At 72.1% G+C, this 25,339-nt stretch carries 12 protein-coding genes; 4 read left to right on the top strand and 8 right to left on the bottom strand.

The genetic code is table 11. The features are described 5' to 3' along the window. Positions 1–42 precede the first annotated feature (42 nt). The 3 genes from ABZ312_RS26060 to ABZ312_RS26070 form a co-directional block, all read right to left on the bottom strand. Positions 43–1,524, bottom strand: a complete 1,482-nt coding sequence (locus tag ABZ312_RS26060) for a DUF5719 family protein (protein ID WP_500328614.1) — start codon at positions 1,522–1,524, stop codon at positions 43–45. After that, positions 1,521–5,309: a glycosyltransferase gene (locus ABZ312_RS26065; RefSeq protein WP_500438897.1), complete on the bottom strand. Its 3,789-nt coding sequence runs from the start codon at positions 5,307–5,309 to the stop codon at positions 1,521–1,523. The genes ABZ312_RS26060 and ABZ312_RS26065 overlap by 4 nt, the downstream gene beginning before the upstream one ends. 153 nt (positions 5,310–5,462) lie before the next feature. Beyond that, positions 5,463–5,726, bottom strand: a complete 264-nt coding sequence (locus ABZ312_RS26070) for a WhiB family transcriptional regulator (RefSeq protein WP_018559705.1) — start codon at positions 5,724–5,726, stop codon at positions 5,463–5,465. Between the two features lie 588 nt (positions 5,727–6,314). Here ABZ312_RS26070 and ABZ312_RS26075 point away from each other — a divergent pair. The 3 genes from ABZ312_RS26075 to ABZ312_RS26085 are packed head-to-tail and all read left to right on the top strand — an operon-like array spanning position 6,315 to position 9,122. Next, entirely contained in the window at positions 6,315–6,824 is a 510-nt protein-coding gene (locus ABZ312_RS26075) for a cysteine dioxygenase (protein WP_500328616.1), read from the top strand. A gap of 25 nt (positions 6,825–6,849) precedes the next feature. Further along, positions 6,850–7,821 carry a 2-phospho-L-lactate transferase gene (gene cofD / locus ABZ312_RS26080; protein WP_500328617.1) on the top strand — a complete coding sequence of 324 codons (972 nt, stop codon included), beginning with the start codon at positions 6,850–6,852 and terminating at the stop codon, positions 7,819–7,821. Between the two features lie 32 nt (positions 7,822–7,853). Beyond that, positions 7,854–9,122 carry a coenzyme F420-0:L-glutamate ligase gene (locus ABZ312_RS26085; RefSeq protein WP_500328697.1) on the top strand — a complete coding sequence of 423 codons (1,269 nt, stop codon included), beginning with the start codon at positions 7,854–7,856 and terminating at the stop codon, positions 9,120–9,122. A 536-nt stretch (positions 9,123–9,658) separates the two neighbouring features. On the opposite strand, the gene ABZ312_RS26090 is transcribed toward ABZ312_RS26085, so the two are convergent. Further along, the gene (locus tag ABZ312_RS26090; RefSeq protein WP_500328618.1) at positions 9,659–10,561 is read right to left on the bottom strand and encodes a hypothetical protein; all 903 of its coding nucleotides are present in this window, start codon (positions 10,559–10,561) and stop codon (positions 9,659–9,661) included. Between the two features lie 38 nt (positions 10,562–10,599). Further along, on the bottom strand, positions 10,600–17,658 hold the full coding sequence (locus tag ABZ312_RS26095) for a ricin-type beta-trefoil lectin domain protein (protein ID WP_500438898.1): 7,059 nt from the start codon (positions 17,656–17,658) through the stop codon (positions 10,600–10,602). Between the two features lie 294 nt (positions 17,659–17,952). Here ABZ312_RS26095 and ABZ312_RS26100 point away from each other — a divergent pair, with 294 nt between their 5' ends. Next, positions 17,953–21,441 carry a DNRLRE domain-containing protein gene (locus ABZ312_RS26100; RefSeq protein ID WP_500438899.1) on the top strand — a complete coding sequence of 1,163 codons (3,489 nt, stop codon included), beginning with the start codon at positions 17,953–17,955 and terminating at the stop codon, positions 21,439–21,441. 52 nt (positions 21,442–21,493) lie between these two features. On the opposite strand, the gene ABZ312_RS26105 is transcribed toward ABZ312_RS26100, so the two are convergent. The 3 genes from ABZ312_RS26105 to ABZ312_RS26115 all read right to left on the bottom strand — a co-directional run bounded on the left by ABZ312_RS26105 (position 21,494) and on the right by ABZ312_RS26115 (position 25,285). Further along, on the bottom strand, positions 21,494–22,471 hold the full coding sequence (locus tag ABZ312_RS26105) for a DNA-3-methyladenine glycosylase family protein (RefSeq protein ID WP_500328621.1): 978 nt from the start codon (positions 22,469–22,471) through the stop codon (positions 21,494–21,496). Positions 22,472–22,578: 107 nt separating this feature from the next. Further along, positions 22,579–23,661, bottom strand: a complete 1,083-nt coding sequence (gene manB, locus ABZ312_RS26110; RefSeq protein ID WP_500328622.1) for a mannose-1-phosphate guanylyltransferase — start codon at positions 23,659–23,661, stop codon at positions 22,579–22,581. 64 nt (positions 23,662–23,725) lie between these two features. Continuing rightward, positions 23,726–25,285: a peptidoglycan recognition protein family protein gene (locus ABZ312_RS26115; RefSeq protein WP_500360747.1), complete on the bottom strand. Its 1,560-nt coding sequence runs from the start codon at positions 25,283–25,285 to the stop codon at positions 23,726–23,728. Between the last annotated feature and the right edge of the window lie 54 nt (positions 25,286–25,339).

Here is a 25,339-nt window from a genome sequence, read left to right on the forward strand (position 1 = left end):
GGTACCGGCACGGGCCCGCGGGCCCGTGCCGGTCGCGGATCGTCAGCGGTTGAGGATGGACAGGTCCTCTTCCGACTTCGGCACGGCGACCAGACCCCGGTCGTCCGGCATGGTCTGGATGGTGAACATCGGGACGCCGCCCTCCGGCAGGGCGAGCATCCGGGAGGCGTAGACGGGGCCGCCCGAGGCGGGTTCCACCGTGACGGCGAAGGAGCCCTTCCCCGTGGAGGGGGCGGGCGGTGACAGGACGACCGTCGTGCCGCGCTTGACCGGGACGTTCTTGGTGACGGGTTCGCCGCCCTTGGTCGAGGCGGAGGTGACGACCCGCACGGTGGCGTCGCCCTCCGGCGCGGTCAGGGCGAGCGTCGAGCCCTTGGTGCGGTTGTCGGCGGCGCTGGCGCGGTCGCCGATGGGGGCGGTGGCAGGCAGGAAGGCGGTCTCCTGGTCGGCGCCCTTGCCGCGGGTGATCCGCAGGGCGGCGACCACGGGTGCCTCGTCGGAGGGGTCGGTGGGGCTGAGGATCAGCGAGCCGGCCTCGCCCTTGGTGACGTCGCCGAGGTCGACGGCGGTGGTCATGCCGCTCTTGACGTGCACGGTCTCGTGCCCGGCGGGGGTGATCTCGCCGCCCGAGGAGGCGAGCCGCAGCTTGAGGTCGGCGTCGCTGTCGCCGGTCGCGAAGACCACTAGGCGCACATCGGAGGCGTCGCCGGGGATGCCGGGCATGACGGCCTCGGCGGCGGGGTCGGTGGAGGCGGGCAGCCAGTCGCCGCCGGCCTTGGCGTCCTCGGCCTCCACGGTGGCGCCGACCCGGCCGCTGCGGGCACTGACGTGCAGGGTGAGGGCGTCGGACTTCTCCGTGGTGAGCGTGGAGAGCAGGACGGGTACGGTCGCGCCCGGCGGCACCGTGATGCCGTCGGTCGTGCTGGTCTTGACCTCGCCCTTGTCGCCGTAGAGCGCGAGGTCGATGACGGCGGAGGTGTCGTCCGGGTTGGTCAGGTGGACGTAGTCCTGCCGGCCCGCGCCGGTGCTGACCCCGGGGAACCAGAACTCGCTGTCCGGCACGGCACAGGAGGCGCCCAGCACCGCCCGGGCCGGGCCCGCGTCGACGACCGTGGTCTGCTGCACGGTCCAGCCGGGGGCGAGCGCCCCGTCGGCGGTTCCGATGAGCGCGGGGGCGTCGGAGGCCTCGGTGACCGCGGTGACCGGCTGGCCGGCCTCCTTCAGCGGTGCGACCGGCTTGCGCTTGGCCGCGGCCTTGCCGTCCTGGTCGGCGGCGGCCAGCAGGGCGGCGGCGCCACCCGAGCCGGCGGAGTCGCCCTTGGGCGTGAAGGCGGTGTACGTGGTCGTGGCGAAGTCCGAGTCCGACGGGGCCGGGCAGGCCAGCGTGGACCGCTCGACGGGCAGCCGCGCCGCGCTCACGGCGGGCGCCGCGTCCGGGGTACCCGCGCCGGAGACGGTGGCGACGCCGGCGACCGCGGCCAGGGCGGCGGTCACGCCGATCAGGGAGAGGGTGCTGCGGTTCACTGCTGGTTGCTCCCGTCGCGGCGGTAGCCGTCCGTGTCGTAAGCGTCCGTGTCGTAGGTGCCGTAGGGGGCGTACGAAGCGTCGTAGCCCTGCTGCCGGGGCTGCTCCTCGTACCCCTGCGGCTGCTGGGACTGCTGCTCGTAGCCCTGCCGGTCGTAGCCGGGCTGCTGGGACTCCTGGCCGTAGCCGTACGGGTCGTAGACCTGCTCCTGCGGCTGGGCGGGCTGCTCGTAGCCGTAGGTGCTGGTGTACTCCGCGGCCCACTGCTCCTGGCCGTACGGGTCGTCCTGCTGGGGGCCGGCGGCGTAGGGGTCGTACTCGGCGTACTGCGCGTACTCGGCCTGCTCCTGGTGCGCGGGCCCGGCGGCCTCGGGCTCCGCGGGGGCGTCGTCCGCCTCCCCCTCGGCCTCGGCGGCGGCGCGCAGCCGGCGGGCGCGACGGCCGTCGCCGCCGCCCTGTGCCGGGATGCCGGCGGCCGCGGCTGCGGCCACGGGCGCGGCCTCCGCGTCGGGCAGGTCGTCGTCGACCTCGCGGCGCCGGCCCGGCAGGGCCATGACCACGAGCACCAGGCCGAGGAAGCCCTGGACCCACACCCACACGGTGTGCGTGAACGGGTCGTCGTAGACGAGGTCGAGCCGGCCGCCGCTGCTGGGGAGCCGGAAGCCCTGGGCCCAGCCGTCGACGGTGGTGGCGGTGAGCTCCTTGCCGTCGAGGGTGGCGGTCCAGCCGGGGGCGGCGCGGTCGGCGATGCGCAGGACGCGGCCGTCGGCGCCGGCCGGGACGGTGGTGTGGGCCTCCACCTTGCCGGAGGCGACGGTGACGACGGCGGCGGGGGCGTCGGCGTCCTCACCGGAGCCGTCGGCGTCGCCGGAGCCGCTGTCGTCGCCGCTGCCGGAGGGCTCGACGATCGTGATGCGGGCGACGTCGTCGTCCACCCGCCACAGGGCGCTGCCGTCGGCCTGGCTGAGCCGGGACAGGCCCGGGGTGCTGTCGAGGGTGCGGCTCATCTCGCGCGGGGCGCCGCTCTGGACGAGGACGTAGCGCACGGCGTAGCCGCCGAGCTGGCTGGCCTGGTCGGCGCCGGAGCCGGCCACGAGATTTCCGACGATCTTGGCGAGCCGGGCGTCGCTGCCGGCCGCGGCGGCGATCTCGGCGTCGCCGAGGCGGGCGCCGGCGCCCCGGACCAGGGCGTACGAGACGTGGGCGGGCGTGCCCGAAAGGACAAGGGTGCGGGCCTGGTCGCGGGTGGTGCTCTCCTCGGCGACGAAGGCGGGCACCTGGGTCGGGTCGCGGCGCTCCAGCGGGCCGTCGGCGCCGCCGGCCATCCAGCCGACGGCGGCGGACAGCGGGGCGAGCACGGCGGCCAGCGCGACGAGCGCGGCGACGGGCTGGCGCCAGCCGAAGCCGGAGGCGGCGAGCCGTTCCTTGGCACCCTCCGCGCCCACCGCGGCGGCGGCGAGCAGGGCGAGGCCGTACACCAGCGTGGCGGGGCCGGCCCAGGAGGTGCTGTTGGCGAGGACAGCCAAGACCAGGCCGGTCAGGGCGCCCGCCCAGGCGGTGACGATGGCCGAGCGGCGCTCGCCGCGCACCAGTGCGGCCAGCGCGGCCAGGACGATGCCCGCGAGCAGGTAGCCGCCGGCGGCGCCGGGGCCGCCGGGGTTGATCAGGAGGAGGTCGGTGGCGGTGGCGGACTTGGCGCCGAACGGCAGACCGGCCTCGTCCAGGAAGCGCTTGGGGTGCGTGAGCAGCCCGATCGACCAGGGCGCGAGCACCACCACGGGGGCGCCGAGGACGGCCACGGCGCGCATGGCCAGCGGGACGAGGAGCCGGCCCTGCCCGCGCACGACGCGCGTGGCGATGGCGACGCCGGCGAGCACCAGGGTGACGAGCCAGGTGATGGGGGTGAACGCGGTGGTGATCGTCAGCAGCAGCGCGACGGCCCAGGCGGCGCGCCAGCCGGGCCGCAGCCCCCGCTCGACGGCGTCGGCGGACATCCGCAGGCCCGCCGCGGAGACGGCGGCGCGGGCCATGAGCGGCAGCAGGATGGCCAGGACGGCGGTGCCGAGCCGGCCGCCGGCGAGGGCGCCGGTGGCGGCGGGCAGGAAGGCGTACGCGACGGCGCCCCAGGCGCGCAGCAGCCGGGACTCGACCAGGGGCCGCGACACGAAGTAGGCGCTGAGGCCCGCGAGCGGTACCGAGGCGACGAGGAGCACGGTCAGGGCGAGGCCGGTGCTGCCGAGCAGGGCGCTCGCCAGGGTGGCCACGATCGCCAGGTAGGGCGGCGCGGTCTCGGTGCTGCCGGCGCCCAGGGCGTGCCAGGCGCCGAGGTAGGAGCCCCACAGGTCGGAGGCGTCGGCGGGGGCGGGCAGCAGTGCGCCGCCGGACAGGGCGCCGCCGCCGAGGAGCGCGCGGCAGGCGATGAGGGAGAAGAGCAGCAGGACGGCGAAGAGCATCGGGGCGGGTTGCCGCGCGACGCGCTTCAGCAGCGCGAACTGCTCGACCTCCAGGTACTCGCCGTCGTCGTCGCCGCCGCTGGGCCCGGAGTCCAGCCCGCCGTGGCGTCCGGCGGAGGAGGCGTCGGCGGCCGCGCGGCCGGAGACGTTGCTGACGACCTGCTCGACGGTGGCCCGTACGGTCGCGCCGGGCGGCGGGAAGAGCGTCCGCAGTTCGGAGGCCGGGACGGCGGGCCGGGAACGCCGGTGGCGGGCGCCGAGGAGGCGGCCGGGGCGCAGCAGGACCGACAGCAGGCCGGTGATCTCGTCGACGGCCTGTCCGGGGACCTTGCCGACGAGGTAGGCGAGGGTGCGCAGCACCGTGCCGAGCACGATGCGCGCGAAGACGTACGGGAGGAGGGCGCCACGGGTGTTGGCCAGCAGCGTGTAGACGGCGCCCGCCTTGTCGACGCGGTGCGGGTTGACGACGGAGCGGCCGGCGCAGTCGACGGGACGGCGCTCGCGGGAGGCCGCCTCGGCGTGCCGCAGGACGGCGTCGGGGGCGACGAGGACGGTGTGGCCGGCGGACTGGGCGCGCCAGCAGAAGTCGACGTCGTCGCGCATGAGCGGCAGCCGGCGGTCGAACCCGCCGAGGTCCTCCCACACGTCGCGGCGCACCAGCATGCCCGCGCTGGAGACCGAGAGCACCTGGCGGACCTGGTCGTGCTGGCCCTGGTCCTGCTCGCGGCGCTCCAGGCCGGTCCAGCGGCGGCCGCTGCGGGCGATGGAGACGCCGACCTCCAGCAGCTGGCGCCGGTCGTACCAGCTGCGCAGCTTGGGGCCGATGATCGCGGCGGACGGCGAGGCGTCGGCGACCCTCAGGAGGTTGAGGAGGGCGTCCGGGGCGGGCTCGCAGTCGTCGTGCAGGAGCCACAGCCACTGCACGGGTTCGCCGTGCGGCTCCTCGGGCTCGTCGTAGGCGTCGTCGTTCCAGGTGCGGGAGACCGGGTCCCAGCTGCTGGGCCGCCCCAGGTAGGGCAGTTGCTCCACGGTCAGGGGCTCGGCGGCGCGCACGCACTCGTCGACGGCGGCGCCGAAGCCACTGCGCCGGGCGAGGTGCAGGACGCGGTGGTCGCCGAGGCTCTCGGCGAGCAGGCGGGCGGAGTCGTCGGCGCTGCCGGTGTCGGCGGCGATGACGTCCTGGACCGGGCGGTCCTGGGAGACCAGACCCGAGAGCGCGTTGGGCAGCCAGCGGGCACCGTCGTGGGCGACGAGCACGGCGGTGACGACGTGGCGCGGGAACTCCGGTGCCTGGGCGGCGTATTGAGTCCCGGCTGAACTGTTCACGGACATCGAGGTTCGGGCCCCGGTTCGCTGGACTTCGGACGACGCCTTGGGCGTCTCGGACGGGCCCCCACACTAACGGTTGCGGGAGCCGGCCCTTCCGGGTCCGGGGCACATATACGTACGAACCCCGATGTGCCGGGCGGGAGCCCGGGGAGGGCTCTAGACGACGCCCTTCTTCAGTCGCCGGCGCTCGCGCTCGGACAGGCCGCCCCAGATGCCGAAGCGCTCGTCGTTGGCGAGGGCGTAGTCGAGGCAGTCGGAACGGACCTCGCAGGCGAGGCAGACCTTCTTGGCCTCGCGGGTGGAGCCGCCCTTCTCGGGGAAGAAGGACTCGGGATCGGTCTGCGCGCACAGCGCGCGCTCCTGCCACCCGAGCTCTTCGTCGGCCTCTTCGGCCAGCAACAGCTGGAACAGCTCGGTCATGCGCGCCCCTCGTCTGTTTTCGCGTCCCCGTGATGTTGCCGTTACCTGCGACGGTCGAACGACACGAGTGAAATTACAAGTGTGCCGATACGGGCCAGTCAAGCCGAGATCTGCTATTGGGCCCGTTATTCACCCTGCGGAACCAAGGCCTGACAGAAAGTGTTCAAATCAGCCCAAACGCCCGCATCGTCAACCACGGTCGACGCCCCTGGGGGCGGCGATCACGATGCGATCACGAAAACACAACGACGTTTCACGAGGAGACGTTCCTGCGTAGCCGTGTGGTTGCGTCGGCACTTTTCCTGGCTCTTCGGCGCACAAACCTTTCGCCATGTCGAATAGCCGGATCAGGTGAAAGATTTACGACAAACCCGACATCAAGTTGACAGGCCGCCGAGGACCCGGTGTGCTAGGGCGCATGTCAGTGACCCACGCGCCTGCCCGGACCCGCCGCCTCGGCGAGTTCCGTCGCGCCGTGGAAGCTCACTGTCGCTGTTCCAGCTGTTGCCGCTGAAGGACTCTTCCCAGCCCGCACAGCCTCATGCGCATGCCTGACGCTCCTCACTTCCCGTAGGAACTCCCGCACCCATGAACAGCGACGTCTCGATCGCCGGCGACCCCCTCGCCATCCCCCACCTCCTCCCGCCCGCTCCCGCCCACCCCGCCACCGTCGCGGAATTCGCCGGGCTGGCCCGCAGGATCGCGGCCGACCGCGGCCGCTGGGCGCCGCGCGTCCGCTACGACGCCACCACGCGCTGGTACGACCGCCTGGAGACCGGACCCGGCTACGAGGTCTGGCTGCTCAGCTGGGTGCCGGGGCAGGGCAGCGGGCTGCACGACCACGGCCGCTCCTCGGGCGTGCTGACCGTCCTCGAGGGCGAACTGACCGAGCACGCCCTCGGCGGCAACGGCGGGACCCGCCGTTCACTCCTGCCGGGGCATCAGCGGGTGTTCGCCCCCGGCTACGTCCACGAGGTGGTCAACGACTCGCTGGACGGCGCGGTCAGCCTGCACGTCTACTTCCCGGGCCTCACGGAGATGACCCCGTACGCCTGCACCTCCGGGGAGCCCGCGACCGAGGGGACGTTCGCAAGCTGACGCGGCGGGCTGACAGACTGTCCGCATGCGAATCGTGGTACTGGCCGGCGGCATCGGGGGAGCCCGTTTCCTGCGCGGCCTGAAGGCGGCGGCGCCGGAGGCGGACATCACCGTCATCGGCAACACCGGCGACGACATCCACCTGTTCGGCCTCAAGGTCTGCCCCGACCTCGACACCGTCATGTACACCCTCGGTGGCGGGATCCACGAGGCACAGGGCTGGGGCCGCGCCGACGAGACGTTCACGGTCAAGGAGGAACTGGCCGCCTACGGCGTCGGGCCCGAGTGGTTCGGCCTCGGCGACCGCGACTTCGCGACCCACATCGTGCGCACCCAGATGATCGGCGCGGGCTATCCGCTCAGCGCGGTCACCGAGGCGCTGTGCGCTCGCTGGAAGCCGGGAGTGCGGCTGATCCCGATGACCGACGACCGGATCGAGACGCACGTCGTCGTCGACGACCCGGACGCGGGCCCCGGTGGCGGGCGCAAGGCGGTCCACTTCCAGGAGTACTGGGTGCGGCTGCGGGCCTCCGTCCCGGCGTACGCGGTGCTGCCGGTCGGCGCGGAGGGCGCCAAGCCCGCGCCCGGCGTGCTGGAGGCGATCGGCGAGGCGGACGTCATCCTCTTCCCGCCGTCCAACCCCGTGGTGTCGGTCGGGACGATCCTGGCCGTCCCCGGCATCCGCGAGGCCATCGCCGAGGCGGGCGTACCGGTGGTGGGCCTCTCCCCCATCGTCGGGAACGCGCCGGTGCGGGGCATGGCGGACAAGGTGCTGGCGGCGGTCGGCGTGGAGTCCACGGCGGCGGCGGTCGCCGCGCACTACGGCTCCGGCCTCCTGGACGGCTGGCTGGTCGACACCGTCGACGCCGGGGCGGTGGACGAGGTCGAGGCCGCCGGCATCCGGTGCCGGGCCGTCCCGCTGATGATGACGGACCTGGACGCGACGGCCGCGATGGCCCGCGAGGCGCTGACGCTGGCCGGGGAGGTGCGGGCGTGATCGCCTCCTACCGCGTGTGGGCCGTCACGGGCATGCCCGAGGTCGAGCCCGGCGCCGACCTGGCCAAGCTCATCGCGGCGAGCACGCCGGAACTGGCCGACGGCGACGTCCTCGTCGTCACCTCGAAGATCGTCAGCAAGGCGGAGGGGCGCGTGGTGCGCGCCACCGACCGCGAGGCCGCGATCGACGCCGAGACGGTGCGGCTCGTCGCACGGCGCGGGCCGACCCGGATCGTGGAGACCCGGCACGGCTTCGTCATGGCCGCGGCCGGCGTGGACGCCTCCAACACGGCCCCCGGCACCGTGCTGCTGCTGCCCGATGACCCGGACGCCTCCGCCCGCGCCATCCGGGCGGGGCTGCGGGACGCGCTCGGCGTCAACGTCGGCGTGGTCGTCACCGACACCTTCGGGCGGCCCTGGCGCGAGGGCCTGACCGACGTGGCGATCGGCGCGGCCGGGCTGCGCGTGCTGGACGACCTGCGGGGCGCCACCGACTCCCACGGCAACGAACTGGCGGTCACGGTCACGGCCCTGGCCGACGAGCTCGCCGCGGCCGGTGACCTGGTGAAGGGCAAGTCCACCGGGGCGCCCGTCGCCCTCGTACGGGGTCTGGACCGCCTGGTGCTGCCCTCGGAGGAGGACGGCGAGGGCGGCCGCGCCCTCGTCCGGGTCGCCGCCAACGACATGTTCCGGCTGGGCACTTCGGAGGCCGTCCGCGAGGCGGTCTCCCTGCGGCGCACGATCCGCGAGTTCACCGACGAGCCCGTCGACGGGGCGGCCGTACGGCGCGCCGTCGCCCTCGCGGTCACCGCTCCGGCACCGCACCACACGACGCCGTGGCGCTTCGTGCTGCTGGAGTCGGAACCGGCACGGGTCCGGCTGCTGGACGCCATGCGCGACGCGTGGATCGCGGACCTGCGCCGCGACGGCCGCAGCGAGGAGTCCATCGCCAAGCGGGTGCGCCGCGGCGACGTCCTGCGCAAGGCGCCGTACCTGGTGGTGCCCTGCCTGGTCGCGGACGGGGCGCACGACTACCCGGACCCGCGACGGTCGGCGGCGGAGCGCGAGATGTTCGTGGTCGCCATGGGCGCGGCCGTGGAGAACTTCCTGGTGGCGCTGGCCGGCGAGCAGTTGGGGTCGGCGTGGGTGTCCTCCACGATGTTCTGCCGCGACGTGGTGCGCGAGGTGCTGGACCTGCCGGGGGACTGGGACCCGATGGGAGCCGTCGCCGTCGGCCGCCCCGCGGCGCCGCCGAAGGAGCGGCCGGGACGGAGCGCGGAGGCGTTCATCGCGGTGCGGTGACGGGCCGTTCGGGCCGCACACGCCTCCCGGGCCGCGGGCCGGGGCCGGTCACCGTGGCGAACGCGGTGACCGGTGCGGCTCCGAAGTGGCCCCACAGTCGTCCCTGGTGGCCTTGAGAGCGACAAGACCCGTGATGTCGCGTACCGCGTCGGAGGGTTGCGAGTAGTCCCGGATCAGGAGTGTCCAGCCCTGGCGCGTCAGGCGAACCTGAGGGATGCCCCCCGGATGCGATCGCTCCTCACCGCTCCACCCGTTCTCGTGGAGCCGGTCGAGTGCCGCATCGATCGTCCGGGCGGGCTCCTTCCCGATCGGTTGCGCCATGAGACCGACGACACAGCCGTGGTCCTCGGGCGACGCCGAGGCCGCGGCCTTGAGTCCAGCGGATTCCGCCGCACCACTCACGTCGGCGGCGACACTGTTCGCGTCGGCCGGCCGGGGCGCGCTCGTACCGGCCCCCGGGTCGCCGGCCTGTCGCGTACCGCACCCCATGAGGGACCCCAGCAGCATCGCGGCCCCTGCGAGGGCGATCGTCCGCCTCACCGTGCGTCGCGGAAGACGAGACGGACTTTCCTGTCCGAGATGAACGAGGAGGGCGTCCCTGCGGGGAGTACGGCGCGCAGGGACTCGAACACGGCCAGGACCCTGTCGTCCCCGTACTCACGGACGTCCTCGGTGGCTTTGAGGAACAGTGACCCTCCGGCCATCCGACGAACCTGCGCGAAGGTTCCGTCCCTACGGACTGCTTCCGCGCCGCCGAGCAGCTCCGCGACACCGGGCGAGCACACGGTGATCCACGAATAGCCCCGCACATTCCGGTCGAGGACGGGGAACGTCTCGTCCTGGAAGAGGCCGAGTGCCGCTTCCAGGGAGCTCCGGCCGGTGGTGCTGTCCATGTCGTCGGCGATGCAGCCGAAAAGCGCCGTACCCCTTCCGGAATCCGCGTGCCGGATGATGAGGTCGTGCCAGGCGGACTGGGCCTTCTCGAATTCCTCGCTCGACCTGTCCACCGTCAGGGCCACCCACTCGGGTGCCTCGTAGTCCCGCCTGGCGCCGATGGTGATCCAGGTGCTGCCCGGATAGCCGTCAGGACCGAGGACGGCCAGTCTCAGCTCCGCCTCGAGCGGCACGGACTCCACATCCCGCAGGAATTTCTCCCAATTCTTCGGGGAAAAGACCCGTCCGGAACGCTTGCGGCCGCTTTTCAGAACTCGCGCGATCCAGAGCGATCCCCACAATTCTCCGGGGCGGCCGTAGGGGGCGCCCGCCGTCGTGAGCGCGGATTCCCGGCCCGTCAGGTCCAGCGCACCGGCGAACGGATCCATGGCGCTTCCGGCCAACTCCCGGACCGCGTCGGCGAACCAAGGCTCGACCAGCTCCCGGAGGGCGGTGCCGCCCTCCGGGAGCGCGAAGTCGAGTTCCGCCCGGATACTGGAATTCACTCGAAATCCCTCAGCCATGCGCGGAATATATCACAGGCTCAGAACACGGGCGCCAGGGGCGGGACGAAGATCGGGCCGCCACCGGATTCCGGAGTAAGCGGATTTTGCGACCAGTCATGGTTCTCGATGTTTTCGTGCCACCAGTCCTGGAATCCGTGCCAGGCCCTCTTGTAAGAGGGCTCATTCACCTTTTCGGGCACCGGATGGGGTATCGGTTTCCAGTCGTCCTTCGGGTCCTTCGCCTTCTGGTGGGTGTACACCTCGATACCGGCGTCCGTCGTCGAGGAAGAAACCGTGATCAGTTCCTTGACGTTCCCCTGGTTTGTGCCGGTCTGCGACACGGGGAACTTGAAGCCGGTGACGACGTCCCGCGTGTCGCCCTTGGCGCGGAGCTGCTTGGTCAGTTGCCTGATGTAATTGGCGAGCTGCCCGGGCCCCTGCGCCTCCGCATCGCCGCCCTTGTGCTTGATCTCCCAGACGTAGACGGTCTTGTCGGTCCAGTAGATCAGGTCGGCGTAACCGGGCTCCTTCTTGGGGTTCTTGTAGGAACCGCCCTTGATGTAGTTGTCGGTCCTGCTCGTGGTGACCCTGCCCTGGCCCTTGTTGTGCAGCCAGTCCCAGACCCGGAGCGCCACCGCCCTGAGCATGACCGCCGTGTCGTGACGGTCGGTCCACATCTTGCGCCAGTTGAACTCCGCCTGCTTCTTCCGCTCCTCCTGGCGCTTCCACTCCATGAGGTCCGGGTCGTACAGGCCCGAGGGATCGCTGTGCGTGGTCGGGTTGTTGTGGCTGTAGGCGTACCCGTTCATCTGGAGGGGGTCGCCCATGTCCAGCACCGGGTCGGCGGAGAGGAACCGGCCCGTGGACTGGTCGTATTCGCGCGCCCCGAGGTGGGTGAGCGCGGTCGTGGTGTCGTCGAGCCCCGAACCGAGGTAACTGTGCGTGTTGGGCCAGGTGCTTGGCTTTGTCCCGCGGATCTCACCGAAGGGCTTGAAGGAGCGTTTGGTGACGGTCTGACCCGAGGCCTCGTCGACGGAGGCCGTAGCCGTCCCCAGGGGGTCGCTCAGCAGGACGCTGAGCTTGTGGCCCGTCGCGCTGCCCTTGCCGGCGACCCGGACGACCGTGGGGGCTCCGGGGTGGCTGTAGGAGCGGGTGGCCCGGATGGGCTTGCCGTTGACGTCCGTCTCGAGGTCGGTCTCGCCGAGGTGGAGGGTGTTGCCGGCCGCGGTGTGCTCCAGGACGCGGGTGCCCTCGGCGTCGTAGACGTAGGTGACACGGTCGGCGGGCGTCCACTGCTGGGCGGCGGACGTGTTGCAGGTGTAGAGCTGCAGGTCGGTGCTGTCGGCGTCATTCGAGCCGGGGACGTCGACGCACTTGCCGGACACCGGGTTGTACAGGCTCTTGTCCGAGGGGCGGACGACGAACTTCTGGGATTCGCCCCCGTTGCAGGTGGCGAGCAGCACCTTCGTCCCGTTGGCCGTGCCGTTGACGCTCGCGCACTTGCCCTGTACCCGCAGGGTGTCGCCGGTCAGCCTCCACTGCTGCGCGATGGTGTTGTTGCACGTGTAGAGCTGGACGGGGTTGCCGTCGGCCGTGGAGCCACCCGCGTTGTCCAGGCACTTGCCGGACATCCCCACGATCGGCCCGGCGCCCTCCGCGAAGCCCGCGACCTCGCTCACCTTGTTCTCGGCGTTCCACTTGAGCGTCTGGGAGCCACCGGGCAGCGACCTGGTCTCGTTGTTTCCTTCGGCGTCGAAGGTGTAGCTCGACGCGGCACCCACCGACGGGGTGACGCCCGTGAGCGTGTGCGGCTGGGTCAGCGAGGGAGCGCTGGTGCCGTTGCCGGTGACCGTCTTGCCGTACGCGTAGGTGCTCTTCACGTCCTGCGCGGGATTGGCGGCGCTGTGCTCGGTCAGCGACGCACGGTTGCCCACCACGTCGTACGTGAAGGACTGCCAGTAGGACGTGGCGTCCGTGGCGACGGTCCCCGACGCGGGCGCGGCCGCGCCGAGCGAGGCCGCCAGGTCGCCGTCCGGGGAAGCGGCATCGGTCGCCGAGTCGGGCGCTTCGGCGATGGGGCCTGCCGAGGTCTGCCCGTCCTGCCGGTATCCCCATGCGGTGCCGGAGACGGACTTGCAGCCGGTACCGGCCGTACCGGGCACGATGTTCGAGGTCCAGGCCTGGACGAGTTCACCGTAGTAGTCGTAGGTGAAGCACTGGTTGTCCCATGCGGAGCCGGACGCGTCCGTCTGCTTCCGCGCGCTGGAGGTGAGGTTGCCCGCGCGGTCGTACGAGTAGTACGTATCCGCGATCCGGTGCGAGTTGGCCGTCTCCCGGTCCCACACCGTGCGCTGCAGGCGTCCTGTGGGTTCGTCGACGAAGTTGGTGGTCCATACCCGGTAGGGCTGCGGTCCGCTGACCGTGCGCAGTGGCTCGCCGTACGGGGAGTAGGTGACGTCCGTGGTGTACCAGCTGAGCCCGGAGGTGGATTCGGCCAGTCCGTCGCTGTCGTACCGGGTGACGACCTTCTCCTCGGCGAGCCCCCCGATCGCGGGCATCGTGGTGGTCAGCGGCTTGCCGGTGGGGGTGTAGGTGTAGCTGTACCGGTAGGTGCCGGAGACACCCGCCGTGTCGGCGTGGGCCGGGATGACGACCTCGCGCGCCGTCGGCCGGTAACCCACGTCGTAGGCCGTGATGCGGTTGACGTAGTCACCGGTGGCGTCGTGACGCACTGAGGAGGCCAGCTGGCCCAGCGCACCGTCCGGGTCATAGGTGAACTCCTTGGCCGGCGCGGCGGTCTCCGAGCCCTCCCGTACGGCGGTCACGCGGCCGATGTCGTCGTACGAGGTGTAGACCGTCTTCAGCTTGGAGTCGGTCAGGCTGGTCTGCCGGTCCAGCTCGTCGTAACCGAACCGGGTCTCGCCGGTGTCCGGGTCGGTGGAGGCGGCAAGGCGGCCTCGCGCGTCGTACGTGAACGTCCACAGGTTGCCGGCGTGGTCCTTGACCTGGGTGCGGTTGCCCCGGGCGTCATAGGAGTACCAGGTGCTGCGCCAGTCGCTGAGGTCGACATTGGTGTAGTGCTGGATGCGGGTGACACGCCCGAGAGCGTCCGTCGTGCTCTTGACCGCCGGGGCGCCGCCACCGGGCGGACGGCTGAGCGTCCAGTCGTCCCCGTAGGTGGTCGGGTTGGAATACACCGCCTGGCCCAGACGGACGGTGGTCGCCTTGACCGGACGTTCCAGGCCGTCGTAGACGGTGCGCGTCAGACTGGGCACGACGCTGTCGCTCTGCCGCTTGAACTGCGCCGCCTCGGGCTCTCCCTTGGCCAGGTAGGAGCCGGTCTGCTCACGGACGAGGCCGTGGTCGTCGTAGCGGGTGTCGGCGATGACGCGACCGGGGCCATGGGCCTCGTTCTGGGTCTGGACCGGCCGCATGAGGCCGTCGTAGATCGTGACCTGCCGGGCGTAGGTACCGTCGTCCTTGATGCTCTGGACGGTCACCGCGGTCGGCTTGGTCACGGTCGAGGTGGCGGTCGCCATCTGGTACCCGATCACCACGTCCGGGGTCTGGTTCCCCGAGGAACGCGCGGGCGACCAGCCCTTGACCAGGCGGCCGAGGCCGTCGTACTCGCTGCGGGTCACGCGACCGTTGGGATCCGTCACGGTGAGCGGGAGCCCGCGGCCGGGGTCCATCGTGGTGACGGTGGCGTGCCCCGCGGCGTTGATGGTCTTGATCGAGGTGACCGGGCCACCCGTGTCACCCGGGGTGTACTGGGTCTCCGTGGGCTTCTTGCGGGCGTCGGTCACCTTGCGGACCCGGCCCAGCGGGTCGTAGGTCGTGCCGGTGACCACCGAGTACGCGGTACCGGCACCGTTGGTCGTGGCGACACTGGTGGCCAGGCCCCGGACAGGGGTGTCGCCCCAGGCGCCGTCGTCGTAGCTGGTTCGCGTGGCGGTCAGGAGCTGGGTCGCCGGATCCGCGGAGTCGTAGTCCGCGCAGGAGGTGGCCGTCTTGCGGACCTGCTTGGTCAGACCGATGAGGTTGGCGGCCTCGTTGTTGACGTATGCGGCCTTGGCGCAGGAGTGGTCACTGAGTTTCTCCCCTGTGCCGTCGGGTTTGACGACCGCGGTCTCCACCTGGACGGGGAGCCCGTGGTCGGGCTCGACCGTCGTCTCGGTGCGGACGGCCTGCCAGCTGGAGTCGACCGTCTGTATGTCGTCCGTACGCCTGATGCCCGAGCGGTAGGCCGTCAGAGGGTCCAACCCCCCGCCGCGAGTGCGTGAGGCGGTCTCCTGCGACCACGGGAAGTTGACGGTGCGCCTGACGACGCGGCCGCCTCCGCCGTCGTAGGTGATGGTCTCCGCCACCATGCCGGCGTACTGGGTCCGGTCGTCGCCGACGAGCGTGACGGCACCGGTGGAATCCTTGACGGCACCGCCCGCGCCCCTGAAGTACCTGTTGACCGAGTACGACTGCGTCTGCGGGACACCCACGGTCGCGCTGTTCTTGGCGCCCTTGACCGTGGCCACCCGCTGGAAGCCCCGCCACACGCTGTAGGTGCGCAGGGACGGCTTGGAGAACTCGTCGTCGTCCATGCCCCAGGCGGCATCGGAGTAGGTGTAGCGGGTGGTCACGCGGTCGGAGACCCCGGTCACCTTGTCGGTCTCGGTGACCGAGGCGACCACGTACTTGTTGAACCAGGCGAGCGCGGGCTTGTCCACGTCGCCGTCCGGGGACCAGCGCACCGGGTAGCAGGTTCCGCGGTTGCCCTCGGGAGCCACCGACGGCTCGGTTCTGCAGCCGCCCTGGTAGACGACCTCGATGTCGCCGCCATGCTCGGTCGACACCGTGCCGATCCGCGGGCGGGTGAATCCGGGGCGGGGCTCGTTCCTGGACCTGGGGACGAGGTTGGGGAGTTGCTGATCCTTCAGGTAGCTGCCGAGCGGGTCGTCCTGGGACACCACGTAGGGGCCGAAACTCACGCCTGCCGAGGTCAGCAGGGTGCCGGTGCCGTCGCCGGGGGCGAAGCCGCGGCGCGTGACGGAGTTGAGCCAGAGGCCGGGCGACGTGTTGTACCAGTCGCGCGGGAAGGAGTGGTGGAGCGTGTACTCGTCCACCTTGCCGAGCCCGGCGACTCCGGGGCGGGCGGCGTAGGTGGTCACGGTACCGAGGCGCATCCGGATCCAGAAGGACGGGAAGGCCGGGCACAGCTTGGAGTCGGACTTGCAGTTGAGATTGCCGGGGCTGTCCCACCACGGCCGGTAGGAGGCCGGGTTCTTGGTGTCGTCGAACTTGTCCGCCGCGCAGGATCCGTCGGTCTCCACGCAGCGCTGCACCGCGTCGAAGACGACCCTGGCGGACGGCGAGGTGAGGGCGCCGGCGCGCAGACCGTACTCGATGGTCTCCGGGTAGCCGCCACGGACGTACTTCTCGGGCGTCTTGAACTTCTTGTTCACCGCGTAGTAGTTCGTCGACTTGTGCCACGTGACGACCATGGCGTTGCCGTGGACGTCGACGACCTTGTCCAGGCCCCAGTGCCAGGCCTGCTGGAGCTTGCCACCGTTGTCGTCGGTGCAGCGTGAATCGGCGAAGGCGTCCTTGTGGCAGGGCTCGCCGGGGTGGTTGCCGAAGACGGGGACGGTGAAGACGGAGTCGGTGTCGGCATGGCCGCCGCCGACCTTGTTCAGACCGTAGTAGTACGTGGTCCCGTCGGTGGTGGTGACGACCCAGTACTCGCCGTCGTTGTCGCCGTTGTCACCGCCGGTCTTCCGCTCGACGCGGGTGCCGTCGTCCTGCTGCGGGCGGTAGACGTCCGTGCTGCCGACGCGGACGAGCTCGACCGTCCTGCCGCCCAGGGACATGACGGCGTTGTAGGAGACCCAGCACAGGTCCGAGGTCTTGTCCTTCTTGGCCGTGTTGTTGGGCGCCGTCGACGGATCGTCCTTGTCGAGGCGGTCGCGGTCGTCCTTGCACGTGCGGTAGCGGCGCTCGATGTGCCCCGGGTCGTAGTTCCAGCCCTCGCCGACCCACGAAGCCTGCGCGGAGGAGACGGCCGTCCTGCCGTCCACGGACTGTGAGTTGTACTCGAACGAGATGACCGGCTTCGGCCCCGCGGGGGCAGGTGGCACATCCAAGGGGTACGACCAGGAGAAGGCGCCGGAGGACCCACCCGCCGCCCACTTGCCGTCGGAGGCCAGCGGTGTCGCCTTGAACGAACCACCCGGGCCGCCGCCGGAGTCGACGGCGCCGATGACGGCCCTGTCCCCGGTGGCGGCGATCGGCCGGACGTAGGAGGCCTGGAGGATGCCGGAGGAGGAGTGGGCCTGCACGGAGGCGGAGGCGGGGGCTGTCGTGCCGTCCGCGGCGGTGTCCACCGTGGCCGTGACGGTCTTCGCGTCGGGGTCGTTGGCCGTCTCCAGCTCCGTGTACTGCCGGCACTCCTCCACCTCGGGGGTGGTCAGGTAGCACTCGGGGAACTGGACGAACTGCAGGCGGGAGGCCCAGTCGGCGCCGTACATGTTCTCGTACGTCTTGTAGCTGAGCTGGACGGAGACGGGCACCGACCCGGTGGTGGGCGCGGTCACGGTGACCACGGCGCCGTCGACGCCGTCGGAGGCGGGGGCGGTGCGGTCGGAGACGGCGACCTGCCAGGTGCCGGTCGGGGCCGGGGCGTCGGGGGCCTGGCCGAGCTTGACCGGCAGATCGCCCGCGGGCTCCAACCCGGCGGGGGTGGCCGTGGCTGCGCTCGTACCCACGCCCGTGCGTAGCGCCGTGGGCTGCTGGGGGGTTCCGCCGAAGGAGACCGGGGCACTCCCGGACGTGGCGGGCGTCGTGGTGCCGGCCGGGGCCTCGGTCTGGTCGGCCGGGGCCTCGACGGCGATGCTGTCCAGCGCCGCGTTCCGTGTCGTGCCGCCGACGAGCCGTTCCTCGGACAGCGGCAGCAGCGCCACGTCCTCGCGGGGCACCTCCGCGCTGCTCGGATCGGGCGGCGAGGCGTAGGCCTGTGTGGGGAACAACGCCAGCGACAGCGCGAACACCGTGCCCGAGAGCAGGGCGGAGCGGCGACGCCGACGGCGCGCGGACAGGAAGAAGGGCACGACGGAATTCCCCCCGGGTCAACCCGACAAACAAGGCGACGCCTGGACAGAGCACAGGTGAAGCCACGTCAAAGATCGTGCTGATTTTGTGCGTTGGCTGTGAGGAAAGCCAGGGCTATCCGTGAGCGTGTGGCAATGATCACGTCATGTACCGGTCAAGCGCCACCAAAGCAGGACCGTACGCCCCGTCGGGCCCCCTTCACCGGGCCCGGGGCCGCGACCCACGCGTGACGGCGGCCCCTCCTTCGGACATCATCTGGACCCGTTGTCCACGGGGGGAAGGGAAACTCGCCCATGACGAGCAAGTGGGGCCGCGTACCCGGCCGTCGGGCCGTCGCGGCGGCCGTCGTGACCGCCGTCGCGGCCTGCGGCCTGACGTACGCGGGACTGAGCGGCGCCGGGAACGAGCACGGCGACGCCGGTGCGCACCGGCCCGCTGCCGCGGCACCGCTGAGCGAGGCGGCCGCGGTGGGCCGGGCCGCGCGGACCGGGAAGCCGGTCGAGGCGACGGGGTTGCGCACCGCTTACGAGACCACCTGGGCGCTGCCCGACGGGACCATGCGCCGGCGCGTCCACGCGACCCCGGTCCGGGCCGAGGTGGACGGTCACTGGCGGCCCATCGACACCACGCTGGCCCGCACCCGCGACGGCTGGGCCCCCCGGGCGACGAACGTGCGGATGACGTTCTCGGCCGGGGCTCGCAAGCCCGGCAAGCGCTCGGACCGGGGCAGCGCCGGTGTCCGCCGGGTGCCGCTCCTGGCTCCCGCGGTCGGGCAGCCGCCCGCCGGGAACGCTCTGGTGACCCTGGACACCGGCGGCCACCAGATTGTCCTGACCTGGCCGGATGCCGTCCCCACCCCCATCATCGACGGCTCGCGGGCGCTGTATCCGGAGATCCTCCCCGGGGCCGACCTGGTGCTGACCGCGGAGGACGGGGGCTTCGGGCAGGTGCTCGTGGTGAAGAACCGGCAGGCCGCCGCCGACCCGCGGGTGGCGCAGCTGTCGTACGGCCTGTCCTCGCCGGACCTGAGCTTCGCGCTCGACCCGGTGACGGGCATCGTCAGCGCCGACGACCCCGCCGGTGAGGAGGTGGCGCTCTCCCCCACCCCGCTGATGTGGGACAGCGCGGGCACCCCGGCGCTCACCGACGGGCAGGCGGGCAGCACCGCCGCACCCACCGCGGCGGAGAGCCTCTCGTCCGACGGGACGGGGGCACCGGACGACACGGAGTCGCCGTCCGATGCCTCTCCCGAGCCGAGCGACAGCGTCGCCGACGACGACAACGGCGACACCTTCCACGAGGTGCTGCCGGACGCAACCGACGAGGCGGCGGATCCCTCGGCCACCGAGGGTGCGGGGCCGGACCCCACAGTCCCGCCCGAGGCCCTGCCGGAGCCGACGCACAGCGGTGGGGCGGCGACGCTGGACCTGCCGTCACTCTCCGGCCCGCAGCCCGATTCCCACGGCACGCTCGTCGGGACGGACCTGAACGGGACGACGTGGACGCTCACCCCGGACCAGGAGTTCCTCGCCGATCCGGACACCGTCTACCCGGTCTTCGTGGACCCGTCCGTCAGCAAGCACACCAACGACTGGACGACCGCGTACAGCCGGCACCCCAACGCGAACTTCTACAACGGCCGCAACTTCAACAAGGGCACCCACGAGGCCCGGGTCGGCTTCGAGTCCGACACCTGGGGCACCTCGCGTTCGTTCTTCAGCATCGACTGGAACCCGGACCTGAAGGGCGCCACCGTCATCAGCGCCAAGCTGAGGCTGCTGGAGACCTACGCGTGGTCGTGCAGCGCACGGACGATGAACGTGTACCTGACCGGTCCGATCAGCAACAAGACGACGTGGAAGAACGCGCCGTCGATGACCAGCGGCAACAAGCTGGGCAACAGGAGCTTCTCGCACGGCTACCGGTCCTCCTGCCCGGACGACTGGGAGGCCTTCGACGTCAAGCCCGCCGCCCAGAAGGCCGTCGCCGGCGGCTGGAGCACGCTCACCATCGGCCTGCGTGCGGGTGACGAGGGATCCGCCTACTCCTGGAAGAAGTTCCAGGCCGACGGCGACTTCTCCCCGTACGTCGAGCTCGTCTACAACCGCCCGCCGGCCGCGCCCTCACGCCTGGACCTCGACCCCGAGCTCTCCTGCGACACCACGTCCCCTTACATCAACGTCGGTGCCTCGTCGATCACCTTCTGGGCGAGCAGCAGCGACAAGGACGGCAACCTGGCGTCCGTCACCTTCGAGCTCTGGCCGACCGGCGGCTCCGGCAACCTGCTGGGCAGCAAGGCCAAGGTCTCGGCCGGCAGCCAGACCTCGTCGGCGCGGGTGCACACCGATCCCTTCTCGACCAGTGGCCTGAAGAACGGCACCACCTACTCCTGGCGGGCCAAGTCGCTGGACAAGCAGGGCACCACCTCGGCCTACACCCCCACCTCGACACCGTGCCGGTTCGTCTTCGACAGCGCCCGGCCCACCCCGCCCACCGTGACCTCGACGCAGTACCCGGACGCCGACGCGAGCGACGACGGCTTCAAGAATGGCGTCGAGGACTCTAAGTGGAGCACCGTCAAGTTCGGCACCGCGGGCGCCTTCACCTTCAAGGCGGCGCAGACCGACGTGGTGAAGTTCGAGTACGGCTTCAACTCGGCCTCGTACACCGGATCGGTCACGCGCACCAACGGGGCGCCGACATCGACGCTGACGACCTGGTCGGGCGCGAAGCCGCCGCTGGCCGGCCCCAATGTGCTGTACGTCCGGGCCGTCGACGGCGCCGGGAACGCGTCGGATCCGCGCAAGTACTTCTTCTACGTCACCCCGCGTGACGAGGCCGACAAGGCGGGCGACTTCACCGGCGACGGATTCCCCGACCTGATGGTCGTGGACGCCAACGGCAACCTGCGCCTGTACCCCAGCAAGGGCAACCCGGCCGACCTGACCAAGGGCACCGGCATGCTGGGCTACTCGATGTCCGGGGCCTACCGGGAGAACCCGGCCAAGGATCCCAACGGCGGTGACGACGACGTCCCGCTCTACATCGCCCCGCCCTCGGGCTACTGGAAGAACACGCAGATCACCCACCTCGGGGACGTCTACGGAGGCGACGGACTGCAGGACCTGGTCGCGATCAAGGACGGCAAGCTGTGGGTCTACCCCGGCGACGGCTACGGCGCGGTGAACATCGACAAGCGTCGGGAGATCCTGCTGCCCTCGAACGCACCGGCTCCGAACACCATCACCCAGATTGTCTCCGCCGGGGACGCCACGGGGGACGGCAAGCCCGACTTCTTCCTCACCGTCGGTGACGCGATCTGGGCCTTCGTCGGCTACAACGGCGCCACCGTGGATCAGGCCGTCCGGCTCTCCAGCTCGCCGTGGACGGAACGCGACATCGTCACCGTGCAGGACGTCACCGGCGACGGGGTGACCGACCTGGTCTACCGGACGGACGTCAGTGCCCGGCTCCTGCTGCGCACCGGCATCAAGGACCCGGCGACGGGCGGGGTGAAGCTCGACTCGCTGGCCGCGGCGGTGAACTCGGAAGGCGGCGTCGACACCGAGTACGGGGCGTCCGGCTGGAGCAGTTCCAGCATCCGGGTCTTCTACGGGACCCCGGACGCGAACGGCGACGCCATCCCGGACATCTGGACGCTCCGGGTCGACGGAACGGTGCGCTTCTACGCGGGCAGCAGGACCGCGCTCAGCGGCGCCGGCACCGTCGTCATCACTAACACCGACGGGGTGGGCTGGAAGACCAAGATGACCATGGGCTGACCCGTCGGCCGGCCCACGGCCTCCCCGGCCCTCTGACCCGTTTCCACACCGGTCAGAGGGCCACGATGTTCCCCGGGGCCATGCGCGGGGCGCGACGTGGGGGGCGGCGGCCGGTGAGGAGGATGATGCGGGCGGCGCGGTGGCGCTGGCCGGCGTAGGGCTCGAGGAGTTCGAGCATGGTCGCGTCGTCGCAGCGGTGGGCGCCGGTGAGGGCGTAGCCGACGGTGTGCGGCAGGTGGAGGTCGCCGACCGTGATCGCGTCGGGGTCGCCGTTGCTGCGCTGCAGGGTCTCGGCCGCGGTCCAGGGGCCGATACCGGGAACGGCCTGGAGGCGGGCGAGGGCGTCGGCGGGGGCGAGGGTGGTGGCCTGCTCCATGCGGGCGGCGGCGCGGGCGGCCCGGACCGCGGCGGCGGAGCGCTTGCCGTCGACGTTGGCGCGGTGCCACTCCCAGGAGGGGATCATGGCCCAGCCGCGGGCGTCGGGCATCACGCGCATGCGCAGTTCCTCGCCGGGGCCGGGGGCGGGCTCGCCGAAGCGCCACAGCAGGACCCGCCAAGAGCGGTAGGCCTCGTCGGAGGTGACCTTCTGCTCGAGGATCGCGGGGATGAGGGACTCCAGCACCAGGCCCGTACGGGTCAGCCGCAGCCCGGGGTTGCGCCGGTGGGCCTCGTGGACGACGCGGTGGCGGGCGGTGAAGGCGGCGGGGTCGTCGGCGTCGCCGAGCAGGCCGGGGAGGCGGTCCAGGAGCCAGTCGGCGCCGGGGCCCCACGCCTCGGCCTCGACCTCGCCGCCGGAGGGGCGGGCGATGCGCAGGGTGCCGGGGCCCTCGGGGGTGCGCGAGGCCCGGTAGACCGCGCGGTCGGCGCCGACGCGGAACGCAGGGTCGCCGGGGCCGCGGCGCAGGGGGCCGAGCGTGAGGCCGAGGTCCAGAGGGCCGCGGGGGGTCCAGCGGCGGGTGCGGCCGGGCGTGCGGGGGCCGGGGACGCGGCCGGTCGCGGCGCGGAGGAGTCGGCTCTGCTCGGGGTGCACCCTCCGAGGGTACGGCGTGGGCCCTGCGGCTTCCGGGTTTCCGGCCGGTGGGCGGGGTGCGCCCGCCGGCCGGGGTCCTGGGCGGTCACCGGCCTGCAGCCGGTCGCCTACTGGTCGGACGAGAAGCGGACCGCGCCATCCGGGATGACCGCGCCGCACCAGATGCGCACCCCGTGCCGCAGTTCGTTGTCGGCACCGATGTGCGCGGAGTCGCCGATGACGGAGCCGTGGACGACGGTGCGCTCGCCGATGACCGCCCCCGCGCCGATGAGGGAGTCGACGACGGTCGCTCCGGGGTGGACGACGGCGCCCGCCAGGACCAGGCTGCCCTCGACGACCGCCCCGGAGCCGATGACGGCGCCCGCGGACACGGCGGTGCCGCCGGTGAGCTTGGCGTCGTCGGCGACCCGGGCGCCCTCCAGGACGAGGCGTTCCCCGCAGCGGCCGGGGACGGCCGGGGAGGGCGCGTGGCCGAGGACGAGGTCGGCGGAGCCGCGGACGAAGGCGTGCGGGGTGCCGAGGTCGAGCCAGTAGGTGGAGTCGACCATGCCCTGCAGGTGGGCACCGTCGGCCAGCAGGCCGGGGAAGGTCTCGCGCTCGACGGAGACCGCGCGGCCGGTGGGGATGGAGTCGATGACGGAGCGCTGGAAGACGTAGGCACCGGCGTTGATCTGGTCGGTGACGATCTCCTCGGGCGTCTCCGGCTTCTCCAGGAACGCGGTGACGCGGCCGGTGGTGTCGGTCGGCACGAGCCCGAAGGCGCGCGGGTCCTCGACCCGGGTCAGGTGGAGGGAGACGTCGGCGCCTGAGTCGCGGTGGGTGGCGACCAGGCCGGCGATGTCGAGGCCGGTGAGGATGTCCCCGTTGAAGACGAGGACCGGGTCGCCGGGGGCGCAGTCCAGGCGGTCGGCGACGTTGCGGATGGCCCCGCCGGTGCCGAGCGGCTCGTCCTCGGTGACGTACTCCAGGCGCAGCCCGAGGGCGGACCCGTCGCCGAAGTGCGGCTCGAAGACCTCGGCGAGGTAGGAGGTCGCCAGGACGATGTGCTCGACACCCGCCGCGCGCGCCCGGGCCAGTTGGTGGGTGAGGAACGGGACGCCGGCCGCGGGGACCATGGGCTTGGGCGTGTGCACCGTCAGGGGGCGCAGTCTGGTGCCCTTGCCGCCGACCAAGAGGATCGCTTCAGTCACCTGTGTTTGTCTCCGCTTCCTGGCGGGCCGAACGCATGAGCGGCCAATCCTATGCAGGGTGCGATCAGCGGCCCTGGAGCCCCGCCGCGGTGCGGCGGATGATGCCGAGATCGTCGTACAACTCCGTTCCTGGGCATTGCGTGGCGAATCCGTCCCGGTGGCCCGAGATGACGTTCATGCGGACCCGCGTACCCTTCGGGTACTTGTTGCTCCCTCCGGACACCAGGTATGTCATGCCCTCCGGATCACGGCCGTAAATTCCGAGTTTCCACGCGGCGAGCCGGGCGACGGCCGACAGGGCCTCACGGGTGGGCTGCTCCTCGGAGTAGTCGCCGAGCACGGCGATGCCCATGGTGTGCTCGTTGAAACCGAGGGTGTGCGCGCCGAAGACGGCCTTGGAGACGCCGCCGCTGCGGCCCTCGTAGATGTCTCCGCACTTGTCGACGAGGAAGTTGTAGCCGATGTCGCGCCAGCCGCTGCTCTTGACGTGGTAGCGGTAGATACCGCGGATGACCGAGGGGGAGTCGGAGCACTCGTAGTCGTTGCCGGTGGCGGTGTGGTGGACGAAGATCGCGCTGACGTCGTCGGTGAACTCCGACTCCTCGCTGCGCAGTTGCTCGTCGGCGCCCCAGCCGAACCGGGTGACGATGCGGGGGCGCGCGCCGGTGAAGCGATGCCCGGTGAGGGCCTCGGTCTGGGACCGGGTGAGCGCGGGGACGAAGGGGGACTCGACCGGGGTGCCCGAGGTGTCGCTCGGGTCCGCGGCGGTGTCGGTGGTGGTGCCGTCCTGCGGGCGGCGGCCGCCGAGCGGGTCGCCCCCCTCGCTGGGCCCGACGCCTTCGAGCGGGTCGCCGGCCTCGCTGGGGCCGACGCCGTCGAAGGGGTCGCCGCCGTTGTAGGGGCCGCCCGTGGTGCCACCGCCGTCCGGGCCACCGCCGTCCGGGCCACCGCCGTCCGGGCCACCGCCGTCCGGGCCGCCGACCCCCGGACCGGCGGGCCCGGGGTCCAGCGCGGCGTCGGGGTCGAGGTAGCTGCCGCCCAGGTCGTCGCCTGGGCCGTCGCCGGACCCGTCACCCGGTTCGTCCCCGGGGTCGACCATCTCCAGTCGCAGTCCCCTGGGCAGGCCGGGCCGCACTCCGCGCCTGCCGGTGGGGGCCTCGGGCACGACCCGCACCTCGACCCCGTCGGAACGGCCGACCCACAGCGGGGCGGTCGCGCCGCGCACCGGTGAGGCCGAGCCTTCGGGCGAGCCGGCGTCGGGGGCGTCGTCGTTGTGCGCCTCGACGGTGCGCCAGCCGGACCAGATGCCGGTGCCGGTGGCGCGGGTCCGGACCTGGACGGTGCCCCGCAGGTCGGTGCCGACGTCGTCCCAGGTGATGCCGATCAGGGAGAACGGTCGCACGGCACGGGCGGGCAGCCCCTGGGCGAGCGGGGTGCCGATGGCGCGGCCGGAGGTGGCGAGCGGGGCCAGCGGCAGAGTGTGGGTGTCGCCGGGGGGCGTGTCGGGGGCGGCCGCCCGCACCGGCGCGTGGATGGTGGCGGTGGCACCGGAGGGGAAGGCGAGCGGCAGGGCGAGGGCAGCCATGCACGCCGCGGAGATCGACGTCGCAAGAAGTGCACGCATGGGAAGAACAGTTACATAACGCCCCAGAACGCGCAGCCGGGATCTGACGGGCCG

This window comes from Streptomyces sp. NPDC006207 (assembly GCF_040613835.1).
Lineage (GTDB): Bacteria > Actinomycetota > Actinomycetes > Streptomycetales > Streptomycetaceae > Actinacidiphila.

Excerpts from the sequence above, each read along its gene's own strand:
- ABZ312_RS26100 (WP_500438899.1), top strand. The coding sequence starts at position 17,953 with ATGACGAGCAAGTGGGGCCGCGTACCCGGCCGTCGGGCCGTCGCGGCG.
- cofD (WP_500328617.1), top strand. The coding sequence starts at position 6,850 with ATGCGAATCGTGGTACTGGCCGGCGGCATCGGGGGAGCCCGTTTCCTG.
- ABZ312_RS26085 (WP_500328697.1), top strand. The coding sequence starts at position 7,854 with ATGCCCGAGGTCGAGCCCGGCGCCGACCTGGCCAAGCTCATCGCGGCG.
- ABZ312_RS26065 (WP_500438897.1), bottom strand. The coding sequence starts at position 5,309 with ATGTCCGTGAACAGTTCAGCCGGGACTCAATACGCCGCCCAGGCACCG.
- ABZ312_RS26075 (WP_500328616.1), top strand. The coding sequence starts at position 6,315 with ATGAACAGCGACGTCTCGATCGCCGGCGACCCCCTCGCCATCCCCCAC.
- ABZ312_RS26070 (WP_018559705.1), bottom strand. The coding sequence starts at position 5,726 with ATGACCGAGCTGTTCCAGCTGTTGCTGGCCGAAGAGGCCGACGAAGAG.
- ABZ312_RS26115 (WP_500360747.1), bottom strand. The coding sequence starts at position 25,285 with ATGCGTGCACTTCTTGCGACGTCGATCTCCGCGGCGTGCATGGCTGCC.